Origin of the sequence: Serratia sp. AXJ-M (assembly GCF_046531865.1) — a bacterium.
In the GTDB taxonomy this organism is placed as follows: Bacteria; Pseudomonadota; Gammaproteobacteria; order Enterobacterales; family Enterobacteriaceae; genus Serratia; species Serratia liquefaciens.
Window position 1 is genome coordinate 4,901,423 of record NZ_CP059394.1, and the last position, 23,546, is coordinate 4,924,968.

Annotated in this window: 20 protein-coding genes and 1 pseudogene; 13 read left to right on the top strand and 8 right to left on the bottom strand. The window is 56.5% G+C overall.

All coding sequences use genetic code 11. The annotated features are described in order from the left end of the window. Window positions 1-149: 149 nt before the first annotated feature. A complete protein-coding gene (locus H0S68_RS22915) occupies window positions 150-1,019 on the top strand; it encodes a phosphoribulokinase (protein WP_020837286.1) in 870 nt (289 codons plus the stop codon). Window positions 1,020-1,055: 36 nt separating this feature from the next. Here the strand turns inward: H0S68_RS22915 and H0S68_RS22920 are convergent, their stop codons facing one another. Next, complete coding sequence (locus H0S68_RS22920; RefSeq protein ID WP_020837287.1) at window positions 1,056-1,463, bottom strand: OsmC family protein; 408 nt, start codon at window positions 1,461-1,463, stop codon at window positions 1,056-1,058. 379 nt (window positions 1,464-1,842) lie between these two features. On the opposite strand from H0S68_RS22920, the gene crp reads away from it, so the two are divergent. Both crp and H0S68_RS22930 read left to right on the top strand, forming a co-directional pair. After that, the gene (gene crp, locus H0S68_RS22925; RefSeq protein ID WP_004718520.1) at window positions 1,843-2,475 is read left to right on the top strand and encodes a cAMP-activated global transcriptional regulator CRP; all 633 of its coding nucleotides are present in this window, start codon (window positions 1,843-1,845) and stop codon (window positions 2,473-2,475) included. A 54-nt stretch (window positions 2,476-2,529) separates the two neighbouring features. After that, entirely contained in the window at window positions 2,530-4,605 is a 2,076-nt protein-coding gene (locus tag H0S68_RS22930) for a YccS/YhfK family putative transporter (RefSeq protein WP_041415732.1), read from the top strand. 73 nt (window positions 4,606-4,678) lie between these two features. Here the strand turns inward: H0S68_RS22930 and H0S68_RS22935 are convergent, their stop codons facing one another. The 3 genes from H0S68_RS22935 to H0S68_RS22945 form a co-directional block, all read right to left on the bottom strand. Further along, on the bottom strand, window positions 4,679-5,896 hold the full coding sequence (locus tag H0S68_RS22935; protein WP_115060714.1) for an aspartate aminotransferase family protein: 1,218 nt from the start codon (window positions 5,894-5,896) through the stop codon (window positions 4,679-4,681). A gap of 131 nt (window positions 5,897-6,027) precedes the next feature. Further along, on the bottom strand, window positions 6,028-6,603 hold the full coding sequence (locus H0S68_RS22940; protein WP_410529037.1) for an aminodeoxychorismate synthase component II: 576 nt from the start codon (window positions 6,601-6,603) through the stop codon (window positions 6,028-6,030). 110 nt (window positions 6,604-6,713) lie between these two features. Then, window positions 6,714-8,240 (bottom strand): helicase HerA-like domain-containing protein, encoded by a 1,527-nt coding sequence (locus H0S68_RS22945; RefSeq protein WP_048760525.1) that lies wholly within the window; start codon window positions 8,238-8,240, stop codon window positions 6,714-6,716. Between the two features lie 225 nt (window positions 8,241-8,465). Here H0S68_RS22945 and H0S68_RS22950 point away from each other — a divergent pair, with 225 nt between their 5' ends. Then, a complete protein-coding gene (locus tag H0S68_RS22950) occupies window positions 8,466-8,735 on the top strand; it encodes a hypothetical protein (protein ID WP_020837302.1) in 270 nt (89 codons plus the stop codon). 56 nt (window positions 8,736-8,791) lie between these two features. Then, window positions 8,792-8,959 (top strand): annotated as a pseudogene (locus H0S68_RS22955) (type II toxin-antitoxin system RelE/ParE family toxin); the annotation flags it as partial. A gap of 72 nt (window positions 8,960-9,031) precedes the next feature. Here the strand turns inward: H0S68_RS22955 and btsR are convergent. From btsR to ppiA, 3 genes are all read right to left on the bottom strand, one after another. Beyond that, window positions 9,032-9,757, bottom strand: a complete 726-nt coding sequence (btsR, locus tag H0S68_RS22960; RefSeq protein ID WP_020837306.1) for a two-component system response regulator BtsR — start codon at window positions 9,755-9,757, stop codon at window positions 9,032-9,034. After that, window positions 9,757-11,442 carry a sensor histidine kinase gene (locus tag H0S68_RS22965; protein ID WP_046372487.1) on the bottom strand — a complete coding sequence of 562 codons (1,686 nt, stop codon included), beginning with the start codon at window positions 11,440-11,442 and terminating at the stop codon, window positions 9,757-9,759. The genes btsR and H0S68_RS22965 overlap by 1 nt, the downstream gene beginning before the upstream one ends. Window positions 11,443-11,603: 161 nt before the next feature. Continuing rightward, complete coding sequence (gene ppiA, locus H0S68_RS22970; RefSeq protein ID WP_020837308.1) at window positions 11,604-12,173, bottom strand: peptidylprolyl isomerase A; 570 nt, start codon at window positions 12,171-12,173, stop codon at window positions 11,604-11,606. A gap of 357 nt (window positions 12,174-12,530) precedes the next feature. On the opposite strand from ppiA, the gene H0S68_RS22975 reads away from it, so the two are divergent. The 4 genes from H0S68_RS22975 to tsgA all read left to right on the top strand — a co-directional run bounded on the left by H0S68_RS22975 (window position 12,531) and on the right by tsgA (window position 16,748). Beyond that, complete coding sequence (locus H0S68_RS22975) at window positions 12,531-12,869, top strand: PTS lactose/cellobiose transporter subunit IIA (protein ID WP_128865305.1); 339 nt, start codon at window positions 12,531-12,533, stop codon at window positions 12,867-12,869. Beyond that, the gene (locus tag H0S68_RS22980) at window positions 12,866-14,173 is read left to right on the top strand and encodes a 6-phospho-beta-glucosidase (RefSeq protein ID WP_046372486.1); all 1,308 of its coding nucleotides are present in this window, start codon (window positions 12,866-12,868) and stop codon (window positions 14,171-14,173) included. The genes H0S68_RS22975 and H0S68_RS22980 overlap by 4 nt, the downstream gene beginning before the upstream one ends. Before the next feature lie 96 nt (window positions 14,174-14,269). Further along, entirely contained in the window at window positions 14,270-15,247 is a 978-nt protein-coding gene (locus tag H0S68_RS22985; protein WP_115061143.1) for a LacI family DNA-binding transcriptional regulator, read from the top strand. Window positions 15,248-15,563: 316 nt separating this feature from the next. Further along, window positions 15,564-16,748 carry an MFS transporter TsgA gene (gene tsgA / locus H0S68_RS22990; protein ID WP_020837315.1) on the top strand — a complete coding sequence of 395 codons (1,185 nt, stop codon included), beginning with the start codon at window positions 15,564-15,566 and terminating at the stop codon, window positions 16,746-16,748. Window positions 16,749-16,809: 61 nt separating this feature from the next. Here tsgA and H0S68_RS22995 read toward each other — a convergent pair whose 3' ends face one another. Continuing rightward, window positions 16,810-18,078, bottom strand: a complete 1,269-nt coding sequence (locus tag H0S68_RS22995) for a cytosine deaminase (protein WP_020837317.1) — start codon at window positions 18,076-18,078, stop codon at window positions 16,810-16,812. Between the two features lie 303 nt (window positions 18,079-18,381). Between H0S68_RS22995 and nirB the strand changes: the two genes are divergently transcribed. From nirB to cysG, 4 genes are read left to right on the top strand one after another with little or no spacing between them, the layout of a single operon-like run. Beyond that, window positions 18,382-20,931, top strand: coding sequence for a nitrite reductase large subunit NirB (nirB, locus tag H0S68_RS23000; RefSeq protein WP_020837319.1), 2,550 nt, complete (start codon window positions 18,382-18,384; stop codon window positions 20,929-20,931). Then, the gene (nirD, locus tag H0S68_RS23005; RefSeq protein WP_020837321.1) at window positions 20,928-21,254 is read left to right on the top strand and encodes a nitrite reductase small subunit NirD; all 327 of its coding nucleotides are present in this window, start codon (window positions 20,928-20,930) and stop codon (window positions 21,252-21,254) included. The genes nirB and nirD overlap by 4 nt, the downstream gene beginning before the upstream one ends. 30 nt (window positions 21,255-21,284) lie before the next feature. Next, window positions 21,285-22,085 (top strand): nitrite transporter NirC, encoded by an 801-nt coding sequence (gene nirC / locus H0S68_RS23010; RefSeq protein WP_046372484.1) that lies wholly within the window; start codon window positions 21,285-21,287, stop codon window positions 22,083-22,085. A gap of 49 nt (window positions 22,086-22,134) precedes the next feature. Further along, on the top strand, window positions 22,135-23,538 hold the full coding sequence (gene cysG / locus H0S68_RS23015; RefSeq protein WP_410529038.1) for a siroheme synthase CysG: 1,404 nt from the start codon (window positions 22,135-22,137) through the stop codon (window positions 23,536-23,538). Window positions 23,539-23,546 lie beyond the last annotated feature (8 nt).

Here is a 23,546-nt window from a genome sequence, read left to right on the forward strand (position 1 = left end):
GCGATCGGTTCTATGACTGACGGAAAAAATCAGGTAACAATGGGTTATTGCAAACCAACGCGCGGAATTTTGCCCTTGGCGAAAGGGCGTCAAACAGACCAATAATCATATCTGACGCCTGCGCATTTAACACGGAGTGACCTACCACCATGTCCGCCAAACATCCCGTTATCGCAGTGACCGGCTCCAGCGGGGCCGGCACCACCACCACCAGCGTGGCGTTCCGTAAAATCTTTCAGCAGTTGAACATCCGCGCCGCCGAGCTGGAAGGCGACAGTTTCCACCGCTACACCCGGCCGGAAATGGACGCGGCGATCCGCAAAGCGCGCGATCTCGGCCGCCATATCAGCTATTTCGGCCCCGAAGCCAATGACTTCGGCCTGCTGCAACAAAGCTTTCTCGACTACGGCAAAAACGGCACCGGTCGCTCACGCAAGTATCTTCATACCTACGATGAAGCGGTACCCTATAATCAGGTTCCCGGCACTTTCACCCCATGGGAAGCTTTGCCGGCGCCGACCGACGTGCTGTTCTACGAAGGGCTCCACGGTGGCGTCGTGACTGAACACATCGACGTGGCCAAACACGTCGATCTGCTGGTCGGCGTAGTACCCATCGTGAACCTGGAATGGATCCAGAAGCTGATCCGCGATACCGGTGAACGCGGTCACTCCCGCGAAGCGGTAATGGATTCGGTGGTTCGTTCGATGGAAGACTACATCAACTACATCACGCCGCAGTTTTCACGTACCCATATCAACTTCCAACGGGTGCCGACGGTAGACACCTCCAACCCGTTCGCCGCTAAGGCTATCCCTTCGCTGGACGAGAGCTTTGTGGTCATCCACTTCCGCGGGCTGGACCAGATCGACTTCCCTTATCTGCTGGCAATGCTGCAGGGATCTTTTATCTCGCATATCAATACGCTGGTGGTGCCGGGTGGCAAAATGGGGCTGGCGATGGAACTGATCATGGCGCCGCTGGTGCAGCGACTGCTGGAAGGAAAAAAAATCGAGTAATCTACGGGGCGCGGTACAACCGCGCCCCTTTATCCGTTACGCCAGGTCGCGGATTTCAAAACTGTGGGTCACGCTGGCGGCTTTGCTCAGCATCAGTGAAACCGAACAGTACTTCTCAGCTGACAGGTTGACCGCACGTTCCACGATCTTGTCGCTCAAATCTTTGCCGGTCACGATAAAATGCAGGTTGATATGGGTAAACAACCGTGGCGCTTCTTCGCGGCGTTCAGAGGTCAGTTTCACCTCGCAATCACGTACGTCGTTGCGTCCTTTTTGCAGGATCGACACCACGTCGATAGCACTGCAGCCCCCTACAGACATCAGCACCATTTCCATCGGACTGGGCGCTTTATCACCAGCGTTGCCGTCCATCAATACCTGATGGCCAGACGCGGATTCACCCAGAAACGTCAACCCTTCCACCCACTTAACTCTTGCCTGCATGCTGGTCACTCCGGTTAATTTCTTAAAATCAGAGTACGCTTTCGCATAGAAACTGGCAACGGAACCTGATGCTAATCATGCTGAAGCGAGACAACACGAGACACCCGCCTCACTCTGTGCTACAAACAGAGCCGCAATAAATCTTTCCGGGACACTGATTTCAGGGAAACTCCCAGGGAAAGGCTCCTTTACCGGTATGTTAACAGAATGTAGCTTGCAGCTCTCCCGGCAAGTTAATATGCTAGAGCGACAGCGTATATTTATGACACGCCTCAAAACCTGCTGATAGCCACCATTAAAACAACGGCGACAGCACGTTTTACAGGGAACTCTGACCCCTGTGACACAAGGCAGCGATAACAACAGAGGATAACAGCGAATGGTTCTCGGCAAACCGCAAACAGACCCTACTCTCGAATGGTTCCTGTCTCATTGCCATATCCACAAATATCCATCCAAAAGTACGCTGATTCACCAAGGTGAAAAAGCCGAAACGCTTTACTACATCGTCAAAGGCTCCGTCGCGGTGCTGATTAAGGATGAAGAAGGTAAAGAGATGATCCTGTCCTACCTTAACCAGGGGGATTTCATCGGCGAGCTTGGATTGTTTGAAGAAGGTCAGGAGCGTAGCGCCTGGGTTAGGGCGAAGACCGCCTGTGAAGTGGCTGAAATTTCCTACAAGAAATTCCGCCAGCTGATTCAGGTAAACCCGGACATCCTGATGCGCCTGTCTGCCCAGATGGCAAACCGCCTGCAGATAACCTCTGAGAAAGTGGGTAACCTCGCCTTCCTGGACGTTACGGGCCGCATCGCGCAAACCCTGCTGAACCTGGCGAAACAGCCTGATGCCATGACCCATCCGGATGGCATGCAGATTAAAATCACCCGTCAGGAAATTGGCCAGATCGTCGGTTGCTCTCGTGAAACCGTGGGTCGTATTCTGAAAATGCTGGAAGATCAAAACCTGATCTCCGCTCACGGCAAAACTATTGTCGTTTACGGCACCCGTTAATCACTGAAAAAACGGCGCGATAATTCGCGCCGTTTTTTTATGCCCCGATTTATCATGTGGCGCCGACTGATTTATCATCCGGAAGTCAACTATGCACTGCGACAAACGCTGGTGCTGTGCCTGCCGGTTCTGCTCGGGCTGTTGATCGGCCAACTGCAATACGGCCTGCTATTTTCCCTGGTTCCCGCCTGCTGCAACATCGCCGGGCTGGACACGCCCCACAAACGCTTCTTTAAACGCCTGATCGTCGGCGGTTCGCTCTTTGCGCTTAGCAGCCTGCTGCTGCAACAGGCACTGCTGTGGCAAGTGCCGCTGCCCGCATTGATGCTCGGCCTGGCACTGTTGCTTGGCGTCAGCGGCGAAATCAGCCCACTGCACGCCCGCCTGCTGCCCGCCGCGCTGGTTGCCGCCATATTCTCTCTCAGCATGGCCGGTACGGTGCCGCTTTGGCACGCGCCGGTGTTATATATTGTGGGCACAGCCTGGTACGGTTTGTTTACCTGGTTCTGGTTCAAGCTGTGGAAAGAGCAACCGATGCGCGAGTCGCTCAACCAGCTCTATCTGGAGCTGGCGGACTACTTCGAAGCCAAATATTCGCTGTTGACCCAGCACACCGACCCACAGACTGCCTTACCACCGCTGCTGGTTCGCCAGCAAAAGGTCATGGACCTGATCACCTTGCTGTATCAGCAGCTTAATTTTCTGCCCCATGCCAGCAATCTCGAACAAAAGCGCCTGCAACGCACCTTTCAGGTCGCGCTGGATTTGCAGGAACACATCACCGTCAGCCTGCATCTGCCGGAAGAAGTCCAAAAACTGGTAGAGCAGAGCCAGGCCGAAGCCATTATCCGCCGCAATGCACAGGTGATTGCCAATCGGCTGCGCACGGTAGCGCACGATATCCTCTATCATCAGCATTCTCAGCGTTTCAACATGGACCATGAGTTGGCAGCCCTGGAAAAAGTGGCGGCGCAGCACCCGGACAACCCGGTTGGCCAATTCTGTTATTACCACTTCAGCCGCATCGCCCGCCTGCTGCGCACCCAGCACCCACTCTACCGACGCGATCTGATGGCCAATCAAAACCGTCTGCCATTCTGGCCCGCGCTGGTCAGTTACCTGTCGTTCAAATCCAACGCCCTGCGCAATGCGGCGCGGCTGGGAGTCACCTTGGCGGCGGGCAGCAGCCTGGGGATGATATTCAATCTGCCAAAACCTTACTGGATCTTGCTGACCATCATGCTGGTGAGCCAAAACGGCTACAACGCCACCCGGGTGCGCATCCAGCACCGTGCGCTCGGCACCCTGGTTGGGTTAGTGATTGCCGCCGGATTACTGCAACTGCAGCTGCCCGAGGCTGAGACGCTGGGCGTGATGCTGGTGATCACGCTGCTGGCCTATCTGGTTTCACGTAAAAATTACGGGCTGGCGGTAATTGGCTTTACGGTGACGGCGGTTTACACCCTGCAACTGTTGGCACTGAACGGCACCCACTTCCTGGTGCCGCGCCTGATCGACACGCTGATCGGCTGCGTACTGGTGTTCGGCAGCACCATCTGGCTGTGGCCACAGTGGCAAAGCGGTCTGCTACGCAAGAACGCCCATCAGGCGTTGGAAAACGATCAGCAGGCGCTGCGCCTGTTGCTGGAAGAGCAAGAACCCGATCCCAGCGCGCTGGCTTATGCCCGCATGCAGGTCAATCAGGCGCATAACGCGCTATTCACCTCACTCAATCAGGCGATGCAGGAGCCGGGATTTGAATCGAGCTACCTGGCAGATATGCGCCTGTGGGTTACGCACAGCCAGTTTATTGTCGAACACCTGAATGCGATGACCATTCTGGCGCGCGAGCACTATATGCTGACGCCAAAGCTGGCGGAGGAGTATCTGCAGTCTTGTGAAATCGCGCTGCAAAGCTGTCAGCAGCGGCTTGAATACGACGGGCCGAGCAGTGGCAACGGCATTATGCAGCCACCGGATTTGCAGCCGGATATGCCGGTGACTGAAATGGAACGCCATCTGCGGCGGATTTTGTCCCACCTGAGCGTCATGCACACCATCTCGTCACTGGCCTGGCGCCAGCGTCCGCACCATGGTATCTGGCTGAAACGCAAACTGCGCGATCAATAAGGGCGCCGCCGGCGCCCTCAGACTGCTGACAAAGCTTGTTATTAGGGAGACCGCCCCTCGGTGCCCTTATGCATTAAGCGCCAATCACGTCCTGCACGGCCAGTTCAAACAGCGCCATCCCTTCGTCAATATCCTCGGTTGCTACCACCAGCGAAGGCGCAAAACGAATCACGTTTGGCCCGGCATTGAGGATCATCAACCCGCGTGCAGCGGCGGCAGTCAGGAAATCACGCGCCTTGCCGTGGTAATTTTTCGTCAATTCGGCACCTATCAACAGGCCCATGCCGCGAATGTCGCTGAAAACACCATATTTCTCGCCAATCTGTTTTAACGCCTGCACGTACAGTCCATGACGCAGTTCAATGCCACTGAGCACTTCCGGCGTATTGATCACGTCCAGCGCCGCCTCCGCCACCGCGCAGGCCAACGGGTTGCCGCCGTAGGTAGTGCCATGGGTACCCACCTGCATCACCGAGGCAATCTCTTCGGTGGTCAGCATCGCGCTAACCGGGAAGCCACCGCCAAGCGCCTTGGCGGTGGTCAGGATGTCTGGCGTCACACCATAGTGCATATAGGCGAACAGTTTGCCACTGCGCCCCATACCACTTTGCACTTCGTCGAATACCAGCAGCGCCTGATGCTGGTCGCACAGTTCGCGTACGCCCTTGAGGAAGTCGGCGTCTACCGGGGTAATCCCCCCCTCACCCTGGATCGGCTCCATTACCACCGCGCAGGTATGGTCGTCCATCACCGCTTTCACCGCGGCCAGATCGTTGAACGGCACGTGTACGATATCAGCCGGTTTCGGCCCAAAGCCGTCGGAATATTTGGCCTGTCCGCCGACGGAGACGGTAAACAGCGTGCGGCCGTGAAACGCGTTATAGAACGCGATGATTTTGGTTTTGTACGGACTGTGGCGGGTAATCGCATAATGACGCGCCAGTTTGAAGGCAGCTTCGTTAGCCTCTGCGCCGGAATTGGCGAAAAACACCCGATCGGCAAAGGTGGCGTTAATTAGCTTGGTCGCCAGGCGCAGCGCCGGTTCGTTGGTGAACACGTTGCTGGTATGCCACAGGGTTTCGCCCTGCTGTTTCAGCGCCTCAACCAACGCCGGGTGGCAGTGCCCCAACGCCGTCACCGCAATACCGCCGGAGAAATCGATGTACTCTTTCCCTTGCTGGTCCCACACGCGGCTGCCTTTGCCCCTGACCGGGACAAACTGAGCAGGTGCATAAACAGGCAGGATAACCTGATCAAAGGTGCTGCGGGTTACTGCAGATTTTTCGGTCATTATGGGGTCCACCCTGAAAGTAACTCAGTTTTTTAATGGCAATTAAATGAAAATACAATCACAAAATATGCATAAAAAACCATTAAAGGGCAAACGCAAATCACCTTGGCGACTAAAAAAAATCTAAGCAATTAACTTTTAAGGAAATTATCCAACAGCTGATGCCCCTGTTCGCTGAGGATGCTTTCTGGGTGGAACTGTACCCCTTCCAGCGCCAACTGCCGGTGGCGGATGCCCATGATCTCATCGCGTACGCCGTCGCGCTCACTCCAGGCGGTAACTTCAAAACAGTCCGGTAAAGTAGCAGCTTCAAGCACCAACGAATGGTAACGGGTAACGGTCAGCGGGTTGTTCAACCCACGAAAAACACCGCTGTCGAGATGGCGGATCGCCGAGGTCTTGCCGTGCATCACCTCGCGGGCGCGCACCACCTTGGCACCGAATGCCTGCCCCAGCGCCTGGTGCCCCAGACAAACGCCGAGGATCGGCAGCTTGCCGGTAAAATGTTGGATGGCGGCTAATGAGATACCGGCTTCATTCGGGGTACAGGGCCCAGGAGAGATCACCAGACGCTGCGGCGCCAGCCTTTCGATATCGGCCAGTTGCAGCTCGTCGTTACGCTTCACCAGCACCTCGGTGCCCAATTCGCAGAAGTACTGGTAAAGGTTATAAGTAAAAGAGTCGTAGTTATCGATCAACAGCAGCATAGTGTTTCCAACAGACATCATCGCAATCGCAGGGGCGAATATGCCGCCCCGATTTACACGGGCGCAGTATACAACGCCCTCACGATACTGCCGCTACCGATAATTTCAGCTTACTTCTTGCGACCGCCCATGATCGAGCCCAGCACGCCGCGCAGGATCTGTCGACCGAGATCGCGTGCCATGCTCTTGGCGGCGGTTTGAACTATGCCGTCGCGCTTGCCGCCGCGTGGGCCGGTAGAGCCGAACAGAATATCGTTCAGGCCGCCCATCAGGCCGCCACCCGCCTGCTGCTGCGCCTGGGGTTGCTGCGCCGGTTGGCCCGCTTGCGGTGCACCGACGGTGGCGAAACCTTCCGCAGACAGCTTCTCGTAGGCGGACTCGCGGTCCACCATATCCTCATAACGACCGTACAGCGGCGATTTATTGATCGCACTGTTCAGCCCTTCCGCCCCCAGCATGCCCATCTTGGATTCCGGCGCGATCACCATCGCCCGTTCCACCACGTTTGGCCGCCCTTTTTCGTCGAGGAAAGAAACCAGCGCCTCGCCGACGCCCAGTTCGGTGATCGCCGTTTCCGCATCGAAGGCCGGATTGGCGCGCATGGTTTGCGCCGCGGCTTTCACCGCTTTCTGATCGCGAGGGGTAAAGGCGCGCAGCGCGTGCTGCACGCGGTTGCCTAACTGACCGAGCACGCTGTCCGGAATGTCGAGCGGGTTTTGGGTAACAAAGTAGATGCCGACACCTTTGGAACGGATCAGGCGTACCACCTGTTCGATTTTCGTCAGCAGCGCCGCCGGTGCGTCGTTGAACAGCAGGTGAGCTTCGTCGAAGAAGAACACCAGCTTCGGCTGCTCCGGATCGCCCACTTCCGGCAGGTGTTCGAACAGCTCGGCCAGCAGCCACAGCAGGAACACCGAATAGAGTTTCGGCTGATTAATCAGCTTGTCCGCTGCCAGCAGGTTGATGATGCCGTGGCCGTTGGCGTCGGTTTTCATCAGATCATTGATATCCAGCATCGGCTCGCCGAAGAACTGGTTTGCCCCCTGCTCTTCCAGCGTCAGCAATCCGCGCTGGATAGCGCCGACCGAAGCCGAAGAGATATTGCCATATTGGGTTTGGAACTGTTTGGCGTTGTCCCCAACGTACTGCACCATGGCGCGCAGATCTTTCATATCCAACAGCAGCAGCGCATTGTCGTCGGCTATTTTGAACACCAGTTGCAGTACGCCGCTTTGAACTTCATTCAGATCCAGCAAGCGGGCCAGCAGCAACGGCCCCAGATCGGAAACGGTAGCGCGGATCGGGTGACCCTTCTCACCATAAATGTCCCACGGAATAATCGTGCAGGCCTGCGGCTGCCAGTCAGTGACGCCAATTGCCGCCAAACGCGCCTGCAGCTTCTCGGAAGGCACGGCTTCGGTACCAATACCCGACAGGTCTCCCTTTACGTCAGACAAAAAGACCGGCACACCAATGCGCGAAAACTGCTCGGCCATTTTTTGCAGCGTCACGGTTTTACCTGTCCCGGTCGCTCCGGTGATCAGACCATGGCGGTTCGCCAATGCCGGCAGGATAACCAAATCCTGTACCGGTTTCCCGTCTTTCATCGCTTTGGCGATAATCCGTGCTTCACTCATTTTCTTTTCCTTGGACGCGACGCAAAAAGCGCCTGTTGATGTCAATAAAGCTATAAGGGGGACTTAACCCCGTCAAGGACAAACAAAAATCGGCCCCTTAACCCGCCAACTGGACAGGTAAATTTAGGATTCCGCTTAGCCCATTGCAGCCATGCCATAACCCACTTGAACAATAAAACACCGGTGATATAGTAAGCAGTACGTTGTATATACGAGGTATTTACCATGTCTGAATCTACCGTGGTTATCCGCGTGGATGACGAGTTAAAAATAGCTTTTGCCAGTGCGGCCAAAGCAGCGGATCGAACGGCATCTCAGCTTTTACGCGATTTCATGCGAGATTTTGTCAGTCGACAATCGCAGCAAAAAGAGTATGAACAGTGGTTGCAGGAGAAGGTCGATTTAAGCCGAAAAGCGCTCCAGGAAGGAAGAGTGGTTGATAATGAGGACGTTGAGGCTTATTTCGCCGAGCGCAGGGCAAAATCAATGCGGTAAAACGATAAGGAAATATCGTGAAGCTAAAGTGGACGGATCCCGCAATTGCTGACCGTATGGCAATTTATGACTATCTTGCGTCAAAGAACCCGATAGCTGCCGCAGAGATTGATGCTTTGATTTCTGCGGCGGCAAGCCAACTATCCCGAAACCCATCAAGTGGCAAAGTGGGCCGGGTTTCAGGTACACGTGAATGGGTCATTCATCATTTTTACCTACTGATTTATGAAGTAAAAAATGACCTTCTTATTATTTTGGCAGTCGTACATTCCCGCCGGCACTGGCCAAAGGATTCATCACCCCCGCAGCCCCAGCTCCTCTTTCAAGGCTTTCAGATAGCGGCGGCTGACCGGGACTGGCTCCCCAACCGGCATGATCATTTCCGCAGCGCCGCCCTCATCGAAGCGAATTTCACGCACCTGCTCCAGATTGACCAAATACTGACGGTGGCAGCGTACCAGCGGTGTCCGCAGCTCAAGCGTTCGCAGCGTCAGCTCGGTAAAACATTCCATGCCGTCATTACGCACCACAAATACGCCACTCAGTCGCGAACGTATCGCTACTACCTCGTCAAAGCGCAGCAAATAGATGCGACTGTGGCCGGTACAAGGGATGTATTTCAGGTAGCCGGCGCTTTCGTCCAGCGCGGCGATGTTTTGCTGCCCGCGCTGTTGCTGCAGGCGCTGCAGCGTTTTGCTCAGCCGCTTCGGCTCCGCCGGTTTCAACAGGTAATCAAACGCATGCTCTTCAAAGGCCTGCACCGCGTATTCGTCATAGGCGGTCAGGAACACGATATGCGGCATGCGATTAGGGTCGAGCATGCCTACCATCTCCAACCCGGTAATGCGCGGCATCTGAATATCCAGAAACACCACGTCCGGCTGCAGGCGATGGATCCCGCTGATGGCTTCTATCGCATTGGCGCATTCGCCGACAATGCTGATGCCCTCTTCCGCTTCCAGCAAATGTCGCAGGTTATCGCGCGCAGACGGTTCATCATCGACAATCAGTACGTTTAACATCAGGCAGCCCTCGCCAAGGGTACATTGAGCGTAATGCGGGTGAATGTTTGTGGCTCACAGGCCACCCGTACGCCATAGCCGTCGCCGTAGCGTACGCGAATACGTTTATCTACCAGGTTCATTCCCAACCCGCTGTTGTTCGGCAAAGGTTGGTATAGACCCGCATTGTCGGTCACCTGCAATAACAGACAGCCGTCTTCGAGCCGAGCGCCAATATCTATACGCCCGATGCCCAGCAACTGCGAAGTGCCGTGCTTGATGGCATTCTCAACGATTGGTTGCAGTGAAAAGGCCGGCAGACGTACCGCCAACAGCTCTTCCGGCAGCGATACCGCAATCTCCAGTCGATCGGCAAAACGCGCCTGTTCGATCTGCAGGTAGGCGTTAACGTGCTCAAGTTCGTCTGCCAGGCTGACTTCGTCGTCCGAACGCTTGAGGTTTTTGCGGAAAAAGGTCGAAAGGTACTGCACCAGCTCACAGGCCCGGTCCCCATCACGACGGATCACCGCCACCAGCGTATTCAGGGCGTTGAACAGGAAATGCGGATTGACCTGCGCATGCAGCAATTTGATTTCCGACTGCGCCAGCAGCTGCGTGTGGCGCTCATACTGGCCGGCCATGATCTGTGCGGATAACAGGTTGGCGATACCTTCACCCAGCGTGCGGTTGATGGTGCTGAACAAACGGCTCTTCGGCTCGTAGAGCTTGATGGTGCCAATCACCCGCTGGTTCTCACCACGCAACGGGATCACCAGCGTCGAACCCAGTTTGCAGTTGGCGTTGATCGAGCAGCTGTAGGAAAGCTCATTGCCGTCGGCGTAAACCACTTCGTTGTTGTCGATCGCGCGGTGCGAATGCTTTGATGAGATCGGCGTGCCCGGCAGGTGGTGATCGTCGCCGATACCGATAAACGCCAACAGCTTCTCACGGTCGGTTATCGCGACCGCACCAATCCCCAACTCCTGATAGAGCACCCGCGCCACCCGCATGCTGTTTTCCTGATCGAACCCCTGGCGCAAGATGCCTTCAGTACGTTCGGCAATTTTCAGTGCCTTGGCGGAGAACGCGCCGGTGTATTTCTCGAACATCGCCCGCCTGTCCAACAGGATCTGCATAAACATCGCCGCCCCCAGCGTGTTAGCAATCAGCATTGGCAAAGCAATGTGTTCCACCAGCCGCAGCGCCTCGTCAAACGGCCGTGCAATCGCCAGGATAATCGCCATTTGCAGCACTTCGGTCACCAATGCCACCCCGGCGACAAACAAGGGGTTAAACAGTAGGTCGATACGCCGCCGGCGCATGGCGATGCTGTGCACCAGCCCGCCCACCAACCCTTCCGCCACGGTAGAGACCGCACAGGCGATGTCGGTCATGCCGCCCAGCGTGTAGCGATGCAAGCCCCCGGTCAAACCCACCAGGAACCCTACCGAAGGCCCCCCCAACAGGCCGCCCAGCACGGCGCCGATCGCGCGAGTGTTGGCAATCGATCCTTCGACATGCAGCCCGAAATAGGTGCCCATGATGCAAAACACCGAGAAAATGACATAGCACAATAGCTTGTGCGGCAGGCGGATAGTCACCTGTGTCAGCGGAATGAATAACGGGGTTTTACTCAGTAAATAAGCAATGACAAGGTAGACGCACATCTGCTGTAACAGCAGCAGAACCTGGCTAAATTCAAACATGGCAGCAGCTCATCCCTTAACAAAACAGATGCAGAACGCCGGGTTTCCGGTCTGATTATAAGCTGGCGATTAAAGCATGCGACGGGGAAAAAAACAGTGATGCAGGCAAGGCTTCCGGGGAAAGCAATGCAGCCGGCCCACCGGGGGCCGGCGCAAAATCATTATGGCAGCACTTTCGCTGACAGAATGACGATAGGTTTACTTGGAACGTTTTGGTATGGCCCCACGTTGCCGGTCGGCGCCTGGGAAATTTTATCTACCACGTCCATGCCTTTAACCACCTTGCCAAACACCGCGTAACCGAAATCGCGCTGGCCGTGATCCAGGAAGGCGTTATCCGCCACGTTCAGGAAGAACTGGCTGGTAGCACTGTCTTTATCGGCGGTACGCGCCATCGAAATAGTGCCACGCAGGTTACGCAGGCCATTATCCGCTTCGTTCTTGATCGGTGCCTGGGTGGATTTTTGCTGCATATCGGCAGTAAAGCCGCCGCCCTGAACCATAAAGCCCGGGATCACGCGGTGGAAAATAGTGTTGTTGTAGTAGCCGCTGTTCACGTAGTCGATGAAGTTCTTGGTGGAAACCGGAGCCTTCTGACTGTCGAGCGCCAATTCGATATTCCCTGCTGAGGTGGTCAGCATGACATGAGTTTCACCGGCAGCGAGCGCAGCGGGTGCCATTGCTGTCAGGGAACACAGCGCAACGAGGGTCACTAAAGTACGTTTGAACATTAACGGGTCCTTTCTCTAAGAGACAAACAACGGAAAAGCGCTTTGATTCTAAAGAGCTGAACCTGCGAGTGCCAGCCATTTACCTATATTTACGCAATTGTGGGACTTATCTCAGCCAGCCCCGAATTTTACTGCCAAAAGTATGATCGCCTTAGACCTTTTTGCCAACTGCATCACGCATTTTTTGCCCTTTTTACGCCTTGCTCGCTTTTTGCGACACAACTCCCGGTTTCATTTCCTGTTCCGGTTAATCTAAAGAAATGAGAGCGCTCTCATTTTAAGAATGACAGCGAAAGTAACGAATATCCGCCGGCATTGCCGCCGCGCAATAACAGGAGAAATAATGTGAGTGAATTGATGACTGAAATCAGCCCCGATTTTGAAAGCACCATCATGGAGCTGCTGGTGTTCTCCGGTGGTGCCCGCAGCAGTGCGTTGATGGCCTTGCAGCAGGCACGTGCCGGTGACTTTACCGCCTCAGCCAAGCACATGGCCGAGTCCAAACAGTCGGTGAAAAAGGCGCATCTTATCCAGACCCAACTGATCGGCATGGATGAAGGCTGCGGCAAACTGGCCATCAACCTGATTACCGTTCATGCCCAGGATCATCTGATGAACGCCATGGTGATCCAGGATCTGGCGGATGACATGATTGAACTCTACCGCCGCCAGGCCCAGATGGAGGTTCGCACATGAGCGCCTTGAAAATCGCCGTGATCGGCGGCGGCAGCAGTTACACGCCAGAATTGGTTGATGGGCTGATCCAACGTATCGAAGAACTGCCGGTGACCGAACTGGCGCTGGTAGATGTTGAACCCGGCCGCGAAAAGGTAGAGATCATTGCCGCGCTGACCGAACGCATGCTGGCACGCCATGGCCTGGAGCAGGTCAAAGTCAGCGTGCATTTCGAGCTGGATGAGGCTATTCGGGACGCGAACTTCGTCCTGACCCAGTTCCGCGTCGGCCAGTTGCCGGCACGCGCCGCCGACGAGCGCTTGGGGCTGAAATACGATCTGATAGGCCAGGAAACCACCGGCGTCGGCGGCTTTGCCAAGGCGCTGCGCACCATACCGGTGATGCTGGATATCGCCCGCAGAGTGGAAAAACTGGCGCCGGATGCCTGGATCATCAACTTCACCAACCCGGCCGGCATCGTTACCGAAGCGGTCTCACGTTACACCAAAGCGAAAATCATCGGGCTGTGTAACGTACCGATCAGCATGCACCATATGATTGCCAACATGCTGAAAAGCCCTTCTCAAGAAATACAGCTGCAATTTGCCGGGCTGAACCATATGGTCTGGGTTCATCAGGTGCTGCAAAAGGGGCAAGACGTCACCGGTAAGGTGATCGACATGCTGTGCGATGGTGCCGCGTTGACCATGAACAACATCAAGGAAGAGCCTTGGCAGCCGGACTTCCTGCGCGCCGTAGGGGCAATCCCTTGCCCGTACCACCGCTATTTCTACCAAACCAAAGAGATGCTGGCCGAAGAAATTGCCGCGGCGGCCGAGCGCGGCACCCGTGCCGAGCAGGTGATGAAAGTAGAGAAAGAGCTGTTTGAGCTGTATGCCGATCCACACCTCGACAGCAAACCGGAACAATTAAGTTTCCGCGGCGGATCATATTATTCGGAAGTCGCGCTGGAGCTAATTCGTGCGATCCATAATAATCTCGGCACGCAATTAGTCGTCAATACTGCAAACCGTGGTGCCATTCGCGGTTTACCGGACGATGCTGTGATAGAAACCAACTGTATTGTCGATGCTCAGGGTGCCCATCCGCTGACCTTCGGCACGCTGCCGGATTCCATGCATGCGCTGACTCAACAGGTGAAAGCCTACGAGCGTCTGACTATCGAAGCCGCAGTGCATGGCGATCGCCGTAGTGGTCTGCTGGCGTTGGTGACCAATCCGCTGGTCGGTAATGCCAATGTGGCCCAGCCGCTGCTGGATGAAGTGTTGGCGGTGAATGCGCCTTATCTGCCACAGTTTAAATAACCACCGGGCCAGCCGCGGTTGCTGATACATTGCTATAACTAATCTGTAGGGGGTCGATACGTCGACCCCATTTTTGTCGTAATCAGGAGTCGGATGATGGTGACACTGGAAGATGTCGCAGCCTTGGCGGGCGTGTCCCGCGCCACCGTGTCCCGCGTAGTGAATGGCGACACCAACGTTAAAGGGCAGACCCGCGAGAAAGTGGAACGCGCGGTGGCCCAGCTCGGTTACACCCCCAACCCTGCAGCACGCGCACTGGCCTCCAGCCACAGCAATACCCTCGGGCTGGTCACGACCTCATATCGCGGCGGCTTCTTCGGCGCGCTGATGGACTTCGTGCAAACCGAAGCAGAATCCCATGGCAAACAGTTACTGGTGACCCAGGGCCGCAACAGCGCCGAAAACGAATGGCAGGCGATTCAACGGCTGTTCAGTCTGCGTTGCGACGGTGTGATCCTCCATGTCCGCTTCCTCAGCGACGACCAACTGCGTCAGTTGGCAACAGAGCAACGCCCTTTTATCTTGCTCGATCGTCTGGTGCCCGGTCTGGAAGACCGCTGCGTCACTTTCGATCATCCGCGCGCCAGCCGCATGGCGACCCAACAGTTGATTGATGCCGGCCACCGACACATCGCCTGCATCAGCGGCCCCCGCGATCGCCCCTCCAGCCACTTGCGCCTGCAGGGATTTGAACAGGCAATGCAGGCTGCGCACATCAAACCGGTTGCCTGCGTCGAAGGGCTGTACGATTTGGAAAGCGGCTATCGCTGCGCCGATCTGCTGTTGCAAATGAAAACCACGCCTACCGCTATCTATTGCTGCAACGAAGAAATGGCCATCGGCGCGCTGCTGGCAATCAACGAACATCGCCTACGGGTTCCGCAAGATATCTCGCTGATCTGTTACGACAGCGGCGAACGTGCACCTTTCGTTCGACCGGCGCTGACCAGCGTACATTTCCCGATTACCGAAATGGCGCAATACGCGGCAAGGCGGCTGATTGATCCGACCACGCCAGAGGTCAGCTTCTCACCGATCGTCATCAGTCGAGATTCCATCGTGACGGTGAGCTAACAGATCACAAAAATATTTCACCACCGCTCATTCATTGCATCAAAAAATCGACAGCCATCACAAAAACTCCCGTTGTCTGTGCTAGGATCCGCTCCCTGGTGGCCTGATCGGGACTTTTTTCTGCTTTTGCCAGGAAAAGCCAGCGGCCTTAATCCAGCGTTATACCCTATGAATTTCAAATTGCAGCTAGACGCCCAACTTACTCATCCCCTGGAGCTTACTTAGGTAAGTGACTGGGGGGAGTTAGTGCAGGTAACAACGCTGCGGTTTGAAAGGCGACGGGAATAATCCTAACAGACATAATCAGGCCTATATAATGAATGACAGCAACCGTCTACGGCTTACCTGGATCAGCTATTTTTCTTACGCGCTGACCGGTGCTTTAGTTATCGTCACAGGGATGGTGATGGGGAACATTGCAGAGTACTTTAATCTGCCGGTTTCCAGCATGAGCAATACCTTTACCTTTCTTAACGCCGGTATTTTGATTTCGATCTTCCTCAATGCCTGGCTGATGGAAATCATCCCGCTGAAACGTCAATTGATGTTCGGCTTTGTGCTGATGGTGCTGGCTGTCGCCGGGTTGATGGTCGGCAAAAGCCTGACCATGTTCTCGTTGTGCATGTTCGTCCTTGGCGTGGTCAGCGGTATCACCATGTCGATAGGCACCTTCTTGATCACCCATATGTACGCCGGCCGCCAACGCGGTTCGCGCCTGCTGTTCACTGACTCCTTCTTCAGCATGGCCGGGATGATCTTCCCGATTGTTGCCGCAATGCTGCTGGCTCGTCAGATCGGCTGGTACTGGGTGTACGCCTGCATCGGCCTGCTGTATGTAGGTATCTTTGTGCTGACCCTGTTCTCCGAGTTCCCGGTGCTGGGCAACAAAGGCGCCGACGCCGGCCAGCCGGTAGCGAAAGAAAAATGGGGTATCGGCGTGCTGTTCCTGTCGATCGCCGCACTGTGCTACATCCTCGGCCAGCTTGGTTTCATCCAGTGGGTGCCGGAATACGCCACCAAGTCATTCGGTATGGATATCAGCCAGGCCGGTAAACTGGTGAGCGATTTCTGGACCTCATACATGGTGGGCATGTGGGTGTTCAGCTTTATTCTGCGCTTCTTCGATTTGCAGCGCATCGTCACCATTCTGGCCGCTTTGGCGACCGGTGCGATGTACATGTTCGTCAGCACCGACAATCCGGAACACCTGGGCTACTACATTATGGCTCTGGGCTTCGTCTCCAGCGCGATCTACACCACGTTGATCACTCTGGGCTCGCTGCAGACCAAGGTTTCTTCACCGAAACTGGTTAACTTCATCCTGACCTGCGGCACCATCGGCACCATGCTGACCTTCGTGGTCACCGGCCCGATCGTAGCGAAAGGCGGCGCGCATGCAGCGCTGACTACCGCTAACGGCCTGTACCTGGCGGTATTCGTCATGTGTCTGCTGCTCGGTTTCGTGACCAAGCACCGCAGCCACGGTCACGTGACGCACTAACCTGCCGACGTGATGTAAAAAGGGCGCCTTGGCGCCCTTTTTTTATGCTGCAACCGGTGCCTTAACGCCGGAAATCCACCTTCTCATCCTGTGCCAGATACAGCGTGGTTTCGGCTGGCTGAGTCTCGGCAATCACCGCCCCCTGCCGTATCGAATAGCGCACCGGCGTCTGTCGACGCACCGCGTCAAAACCGCTTTCCGCCGGCAGAATCACCAGGTTGGCACTGTTCCCTGCCGCCAGGCCGTAATCGGTCAGGTTCAACGTCCGGGCACTGTGGCTGGTGATCAGTTTCAGCCCGTCGTCGATCTGGCCGTATCCCATCAGTTGGCACACATGCAGCCCCATATGCAGCACCTGCAGCATGTTGGCGGTCCCCAGCGGGTACCAGGGGTCGAACACATCGTCATGACCAAAGCAGACGTTGATATTCGCCTCCAGCATCTCTTTCACCCGGGTGATGCCGCGCCGCTTCGGGTAGCTGTCGAAGCGCCCCTGCAGGTGGATATTCACCAGCGGGTTAGCAACAAAGTTGATGCCTGACATTTTCAGCAGGCGGAACAGCCGTGAAGCATAAGCGCCATTGTAAGAGTGCATCGCCGTGGTATGGCTGGCGGTCACCCTGGCACCCATGTCCAGCTTCAGCGCCAGCGCCGCTACGGTCTCGACAAATCGCGACTGTTCGTCGTCAATCTCATCGCAGTGAACATCCACCAGCCGATCGTATTTCTGCGCCAGAGCAAACGCCTTGTGCAGCGACTCCACGCCGTATTCCCGGGTGAATTCAAAGTGCGGAATGGCCCCTACCACATCGGCACCCAACCGCAGCGCCTCTTCCAACAGGGCTTCGCCGTTGGGATAAGACATGATGCCCTCCTGCGGGAAGGCGACGATTTGCAGCGTAACCCAGGGGGCCACTTCCTGCTTCACTTCCAGCATCGCACGTAGCGCCGTCAGGGTCGGGTCCGAGACGTCAACATGGGTACGCACGTACTGCACGCCGTTGGCGATCTGCCATTTCAGCGTCTGCCAGGCGCGTTGCTTGACGTCCTCATGGGTCAGCAGTGCCTTGCGTTCCGCCCAGCGTTCAATGCCTTCAAACAGGGTACCTGACTGGTTCCAGGCCGGTTGCCCGGCGGTTTGGGTGGTATCCAGATGGATATGCGGCTCGACAAATGCCGGCTGCGCCAGCCCGCCCTGCGCATCCAGCACGTCGTTGCGCCACTCCTGCCCTTCCGGCTGCGGCACGATATGAGCGATGCGCCCCTGTTCAATGGCCAGTTGCCACAGCCCTTCATGCCCGCTTAAACGCAGGTTATCGATAAACTTCAATGGACTCTTGGCCACGCTTCACCTCTGCTGTTCCAGCCTGTTTTATTCATCATACTGGCAGCGGATCAGACTGACAAAGCGCCCTTGCGGTTATTACCCCACCCCTTACTCCCAAATAAGTAGAATTCGCATTAACTGGCTCGTTTCAGCTAAAGGTGAATAAAAACCGCAACTTATCAAATATCGATAAAAATCATCCATATACCACATAAGAGGTATATGGAGGGGCGATTGATTTGCATCAATAAATTGCCCGTAGGGAGGAATAAGGTAACGCTAGGAAATCAGAATTTTGAGGCAATAATGAGCAGAGTCAAACTTGCTGTCATCGGTAACGGCATGGTCGGCCACCGGTTTATCGAAGATCTGTTGGAAAAAGCAGACAAAGACCAGTTCGACATCACCGTATTTTGTGAAGAACCGCGCATCGCCTACGACCGCGTGCACCTGTCTTCTTATTTCTCCCACCACACCGCCGAAGAGCTCTCGCTGGTTCGCGAAGGCTTTTACGAAAAACAGGGCGTAAAAGTGCTGGTCGGCGAGCGGGCCATCACCATCAACCGCAGTGAAAAAGTTATTCACTCCAACACCGGCCGCACGGTGTACTACGACAAGCTGATCATGGCCACCGGCTCTTACCCGTGGATCCCACCGATCAAGGGTTCAGACAGCCAAGACTGTTTCGTCTACCGCACCATTGAAGATCTCAACGCCATCGAAGCCTGCGCACGCCGCAGCAAACGCGGTGCCGTAGTCGGTGGCGGCCTGCTCGGTCTGGAGGCCGCAGGCGCGCTGAAAAGCCTGGGCGTAGAAACCCACGTCATTGAGTTTGCGCCGGTACTGATGGCAGAACAGCTGGATCCGATGGGCGGCGATCAGCTACGTCGTAAAATCGAACGCATGGGCGTCAAAGTCCATACCGGCAAAAATACCCAGGAAATCGTCAACGGCGGGGAGCAGGCGCGCAAGACCATGCAGTTCGCCGACGGCACCGCACTGGAAGTCGACTTTATCGTCTTCTCCACCGGTATCCGTGCCCAGGACAAACTGGCCCATCAGTGTGGGCTAGCCACCGCACGCCGGGGCGGTATCGTGATTAACGACAGTTGCCAAACTTCAGATCCGGACGTTTACGCCATCGGCGAATGCGCCTCATGGCGCGATCGCACCTTCGGCCTGGTTGCACCGGGCTATAAAATGGCACAGGTAACGGCTGACCATCTGCTGGGGCGCGAAAACACCTTCCTGGGCGCAGACATGAGCGCCAAGCTGAAATTGCTGGGTGTAGACGTCGGCGGCATCGGTGATGCCCATGGCCGCACCGAAGGGGCGCGCAGCTACGTTTATCTGGATGAAAGCAAAGAAATTTATAAACGTATCGTCGTCAGCGCAGACAACAAGACCCTGCTCGGCGCAGTGCTGGTGGGCGACACCAGTGACTACGGCAACCTGCTGCAGCTGGCGTTAAACGCCATCGAACTGCCGGAAAACCCGGACGGTCTGATCCTGCCGTCGCACGCAGGCAGCAAGCCGGCGATTGGCGTCGAGTCACTGCCGGAAACCGCGCAAATCTGCTCCTGCTTCGACGTCAGCAAAGGCGATATCATCAAGGCGGTCAGCATGGGCTGCCACACCGTCGCCGCCATCAAGTCTGAAACCAAGGCCGGTACCGGCTGCGGTGGCTGTATTCCTCTGATCACCCAGGTGCTGAATGCCGAACTGACCAAACAGGGCATCGAAGTCAACCATCACCTGTGCGAGCACTTTGCTTATTCACGCCAGGAGCTCTACCACCTGATCCGCGTCGAAGGCATCAAATCCTTCGACGAACTGCTGGCCAAATACGGCAAGGGTTACGGCTGCGAAGTGTGTAAACCTACCGTTGGCTCACTGCTGGCCTCCTGCTGGAATGAGTACGTGCTCAAACCGCAACATACGCCGCTGCAGGACACTAACGACAACTTCCTCGGCAATATCCAGAAAGACGGCACTTATTCGGTGATCCCACGCTCCGCCGGCGGTGAAATCACGCCGGACGGTTTGATGGCGGTCGGCCAGATCGCCAAGGAATATAATCTGTACACCAAGATGACCGGCTCTCAGCGCATCGGCATGTTCGGCGCGCAAAAAGACGACCTGCCGGCCATTTGGAGCAAACTGATTGCCGCCGGTTTTGAAACCGGCCACGCCTACGCCAAGGCGCTGCGCATGTCGAAAACCTGCGTTGGCAGCACCTGGTGCCGCTATGGCGTCGGCGACAGCGTCGGGTTTGGCGTCAAGCTGGAACACCGCTACAAAGGCATTCGCACCCCGCACAAAATGAAGTTTGGCGTTTCCGGTTGCACCCGTGAATGCGCCGAGGCGCAGGGCAAGGACGTCGGCATTATCGCCACCGAAAACGGCTGGAACCTGTACGTCTGCGGTAACGGCGGCATGAAGCCGCGCCACGCCGATCTGCTGGCGGCTGACCTCGACAGCGTGACGCTGGAGCACTACCTCGATCGCTTTATGATGTTCTATATCCGCACCGCCGATAAGCTGCAGCGCACCTCGGTATGGCTGGAAAGCCTGGAAGGCGGCATCGATTACCTGCGCAAAGTGATCATTGACGACAAACTGGGCATCAACGCTCAACTGGAAGCCGAAATCGCCCGCCTGCGCGATGCGGTGATCTGCGAGTGGAAAGAAACCGTTGAGCACCCCGAATCTCAGGTCCGCTTCGCCCACTTTATCAACAGTAGCCAGCGCGATCCGAACGTCCAGGTGGTCGCCGAACGCGAGCAGCACCGCCCGGCCCGTCCGGATGAACGCATTCCCGTCACCCTGTTGGAAACCGAGGAGAACAACGCATGAGCCAGTGGACAACCCTTTGCCCTATCAGCGATATCCTGCCAGGTACCGGCGTGTGTGCCCTGATTGGCGACCAACAGGTGGCCATCTTCCGCCCCTACGCCGACGATCAGGTCTTTGCCATCAGCAATATTGATCCCTTCGCCCAGGCCAGCGTGTTATCACGCGGGCTGATCGCCGAACATCAGGGTGAGCTGTGGGTCGCCAGCCCGTTAAAAAAACAACATTTCCGCCTGCACGACGGTTACTGTCTGGAAGATGACAGCCGCTCCGTCGCGCATTTCGCCAGCCGGGTTTTGGACGGCATGGTGCAGGTCGCGGCCTGATATTTCTACTTTAACCTCAGGGGAAGCAGCATGTTCACCGATACCATCAACAAATGCGCCGCCAATGCGGCGCGCATCGTCCGGCTGGCAAAACACAGCCCGCTGGGCTTTTGGATCAGCTCGGCAATGGCCGGGGCCTACGTCGGCCTCGGCATCATTTTGATCTTCACCCTCGGCAATCTGGTCGATCCCTCCCTGCGTCCGCTGGTGATGGGGGCCACCTTCGGCATCGCGCTGACGCTGGTGATCATCGCCGGTTCCGAACTGTTCACCGGCCACACCATGTTCCTGACGCTCGGCGTCAAGGCCGGCACCATCACGCAGGGCCAAATGTGGGCGGTCTTGCCGCAGACCTGGTTAGGCAACCTGTTGGGCTCGGTGCTGGTGGCGCTGATGTACTATTACGGCGGCGGCAGCCTGTTGCCGGTGGACACCAGTCTGGTACACACCGCGGCGTTGGCAAAAACCACCGCACCGGCGGAAGTGCTGTTCTTCAAGGGTGTGCTGTGTAACTGGCTGGTCTGCCTGGCGATTTGGATGGCGATCCGCGTGGAAGGTGCCGCCAAGTTCATCGCCATCTGGTGGTGTCTGCTGGCCTTTATCGCTTCCGGCTATGAACACTCGGTTGCCAATATGACGCTGTTCGCCCTTTCCTGGTTCGGCCATCACAGCGAAGCCTATACCCTGAGTGGCATCGGCCATAACCTGCTGTGGGTGACGCTGGGTAATATCCTGTCCGGCTCGGTGCTGATGGGCCTGGGCTACTGGTACGCCACACCGCGTGCCGAACGGCCGCAGGCTGAAAAAGCCGTAACGCGTCAAGCCGCATAATATTCCGGGGCGCTTTGCGCCCCACTGCTGATTGCCCCGAGGATTGCCGATGGATTACCTGCCGATTTTCTGCCAACTGCAACACAAAGCCTGCCTGCTGGTCGGTGGCGGCGAGATTGCCGAACGCAAAGCCCGTTTGCTGCTGGATGCCGGCGCGGCGTTGACCGTCAACGCCTGCAGCTTCAGCCCGCAATTTCACGAATGGGCCGCGCTTGGCCGGGTCACGCTGGCAGAAGGCGAGTTCAGCGCGGCATTGCTGGCGGAAAAGTGGCTGGTGATCGCCGCCACCGATCGCGTGGAAGTCAACGCGTTGGTGTATCAATGCGCCAACCAGCAACGGGTGTTCTGCAACGTCGTGGATGATCCCAAGCGCGCCAGCTTTATCATGCCATCGATTATCGATCGCTCGCCGATTATGGTCGCGGTGTCTTCCGGCGGTAAAGCGCCGGTGCTGGCGCGGCTGTTACGAGAAAAACTGGAGGCCATGCTGCCTCAGCACCTTGGCAAGCTGGCACAACTGGGCGGCTCATTGCGCCAACGGGTAAAAAAACACTTCTCTGACATCGGCACACGCCGTCGTTTTTGGGAAAAACTGTTTGCCCACGACCGCCTGGCGCAGTCTTTGGCCAATGATGACCAACCGCTGGCGGATCGGCAGATCGAGGAGCTGTTTAGCCATCAACAGCAACAATGCGGTGAAGTGGTACTGGTGGGTGCCGGACCGGGTGACGCTGGCCTGTTGACCCTGAAAGGTTTGCAGCAGATCCAGCAGGCTGACGTGGTGGTTTATGACCGCCTGGTCTCCGATGAGGTCATGACGCTGGTGCGTCGCGATGCCGAGCGCATTTTCGTCGGCAAACGTGCCGGCAACCATTGCGTGCCGCAAGATCAGATTAACCAAATCCTGCTCGAGCAGGCGCAACAAGGTAAGCGCGTGGTACGACTGAAAGGCGGTGACCCATTCATCTTTGGCCGCGGCGGCGAAGAGTTGGAAACGTTGGCCGACGCCAATATTCCGTTCTCGGTGGTGCCGGGCATTACCGCGGCTTCCGGTTGCTCAGCCTACAGCGGTATTCCCCTCACCCATCGCGACCATGCGCAAAGCGTACGCCTGGTGACGGGGCACGCCAAGCGCGATGGCGGGTTAAACTGGTCAACGCTGGCCGCCGGGCAGCAAACGTTGGTGTTTTACATGGGCCTGACGCAGGCGGCAGAGATCCAACGCCAACTGATCGCGCACGGTATGCCGGCCTCCACCCCGGTGGCGCTGGTAGAAAACGGCACCTCTTGTCGTCAAAGGGTGATCGAAGGGGAACTGAACCAGCTGGGAACCCTGGCCATGCGAGCTGCCAGCCCAAGTTTGATCATCGTCGGCAGCGTGGTGAGCCTGCGCAGCAAGCTGAACTGGTTCTCCAGCCAGGAATCACCACAGCCACTGGCGCAAATGGCTTGATTCAGACG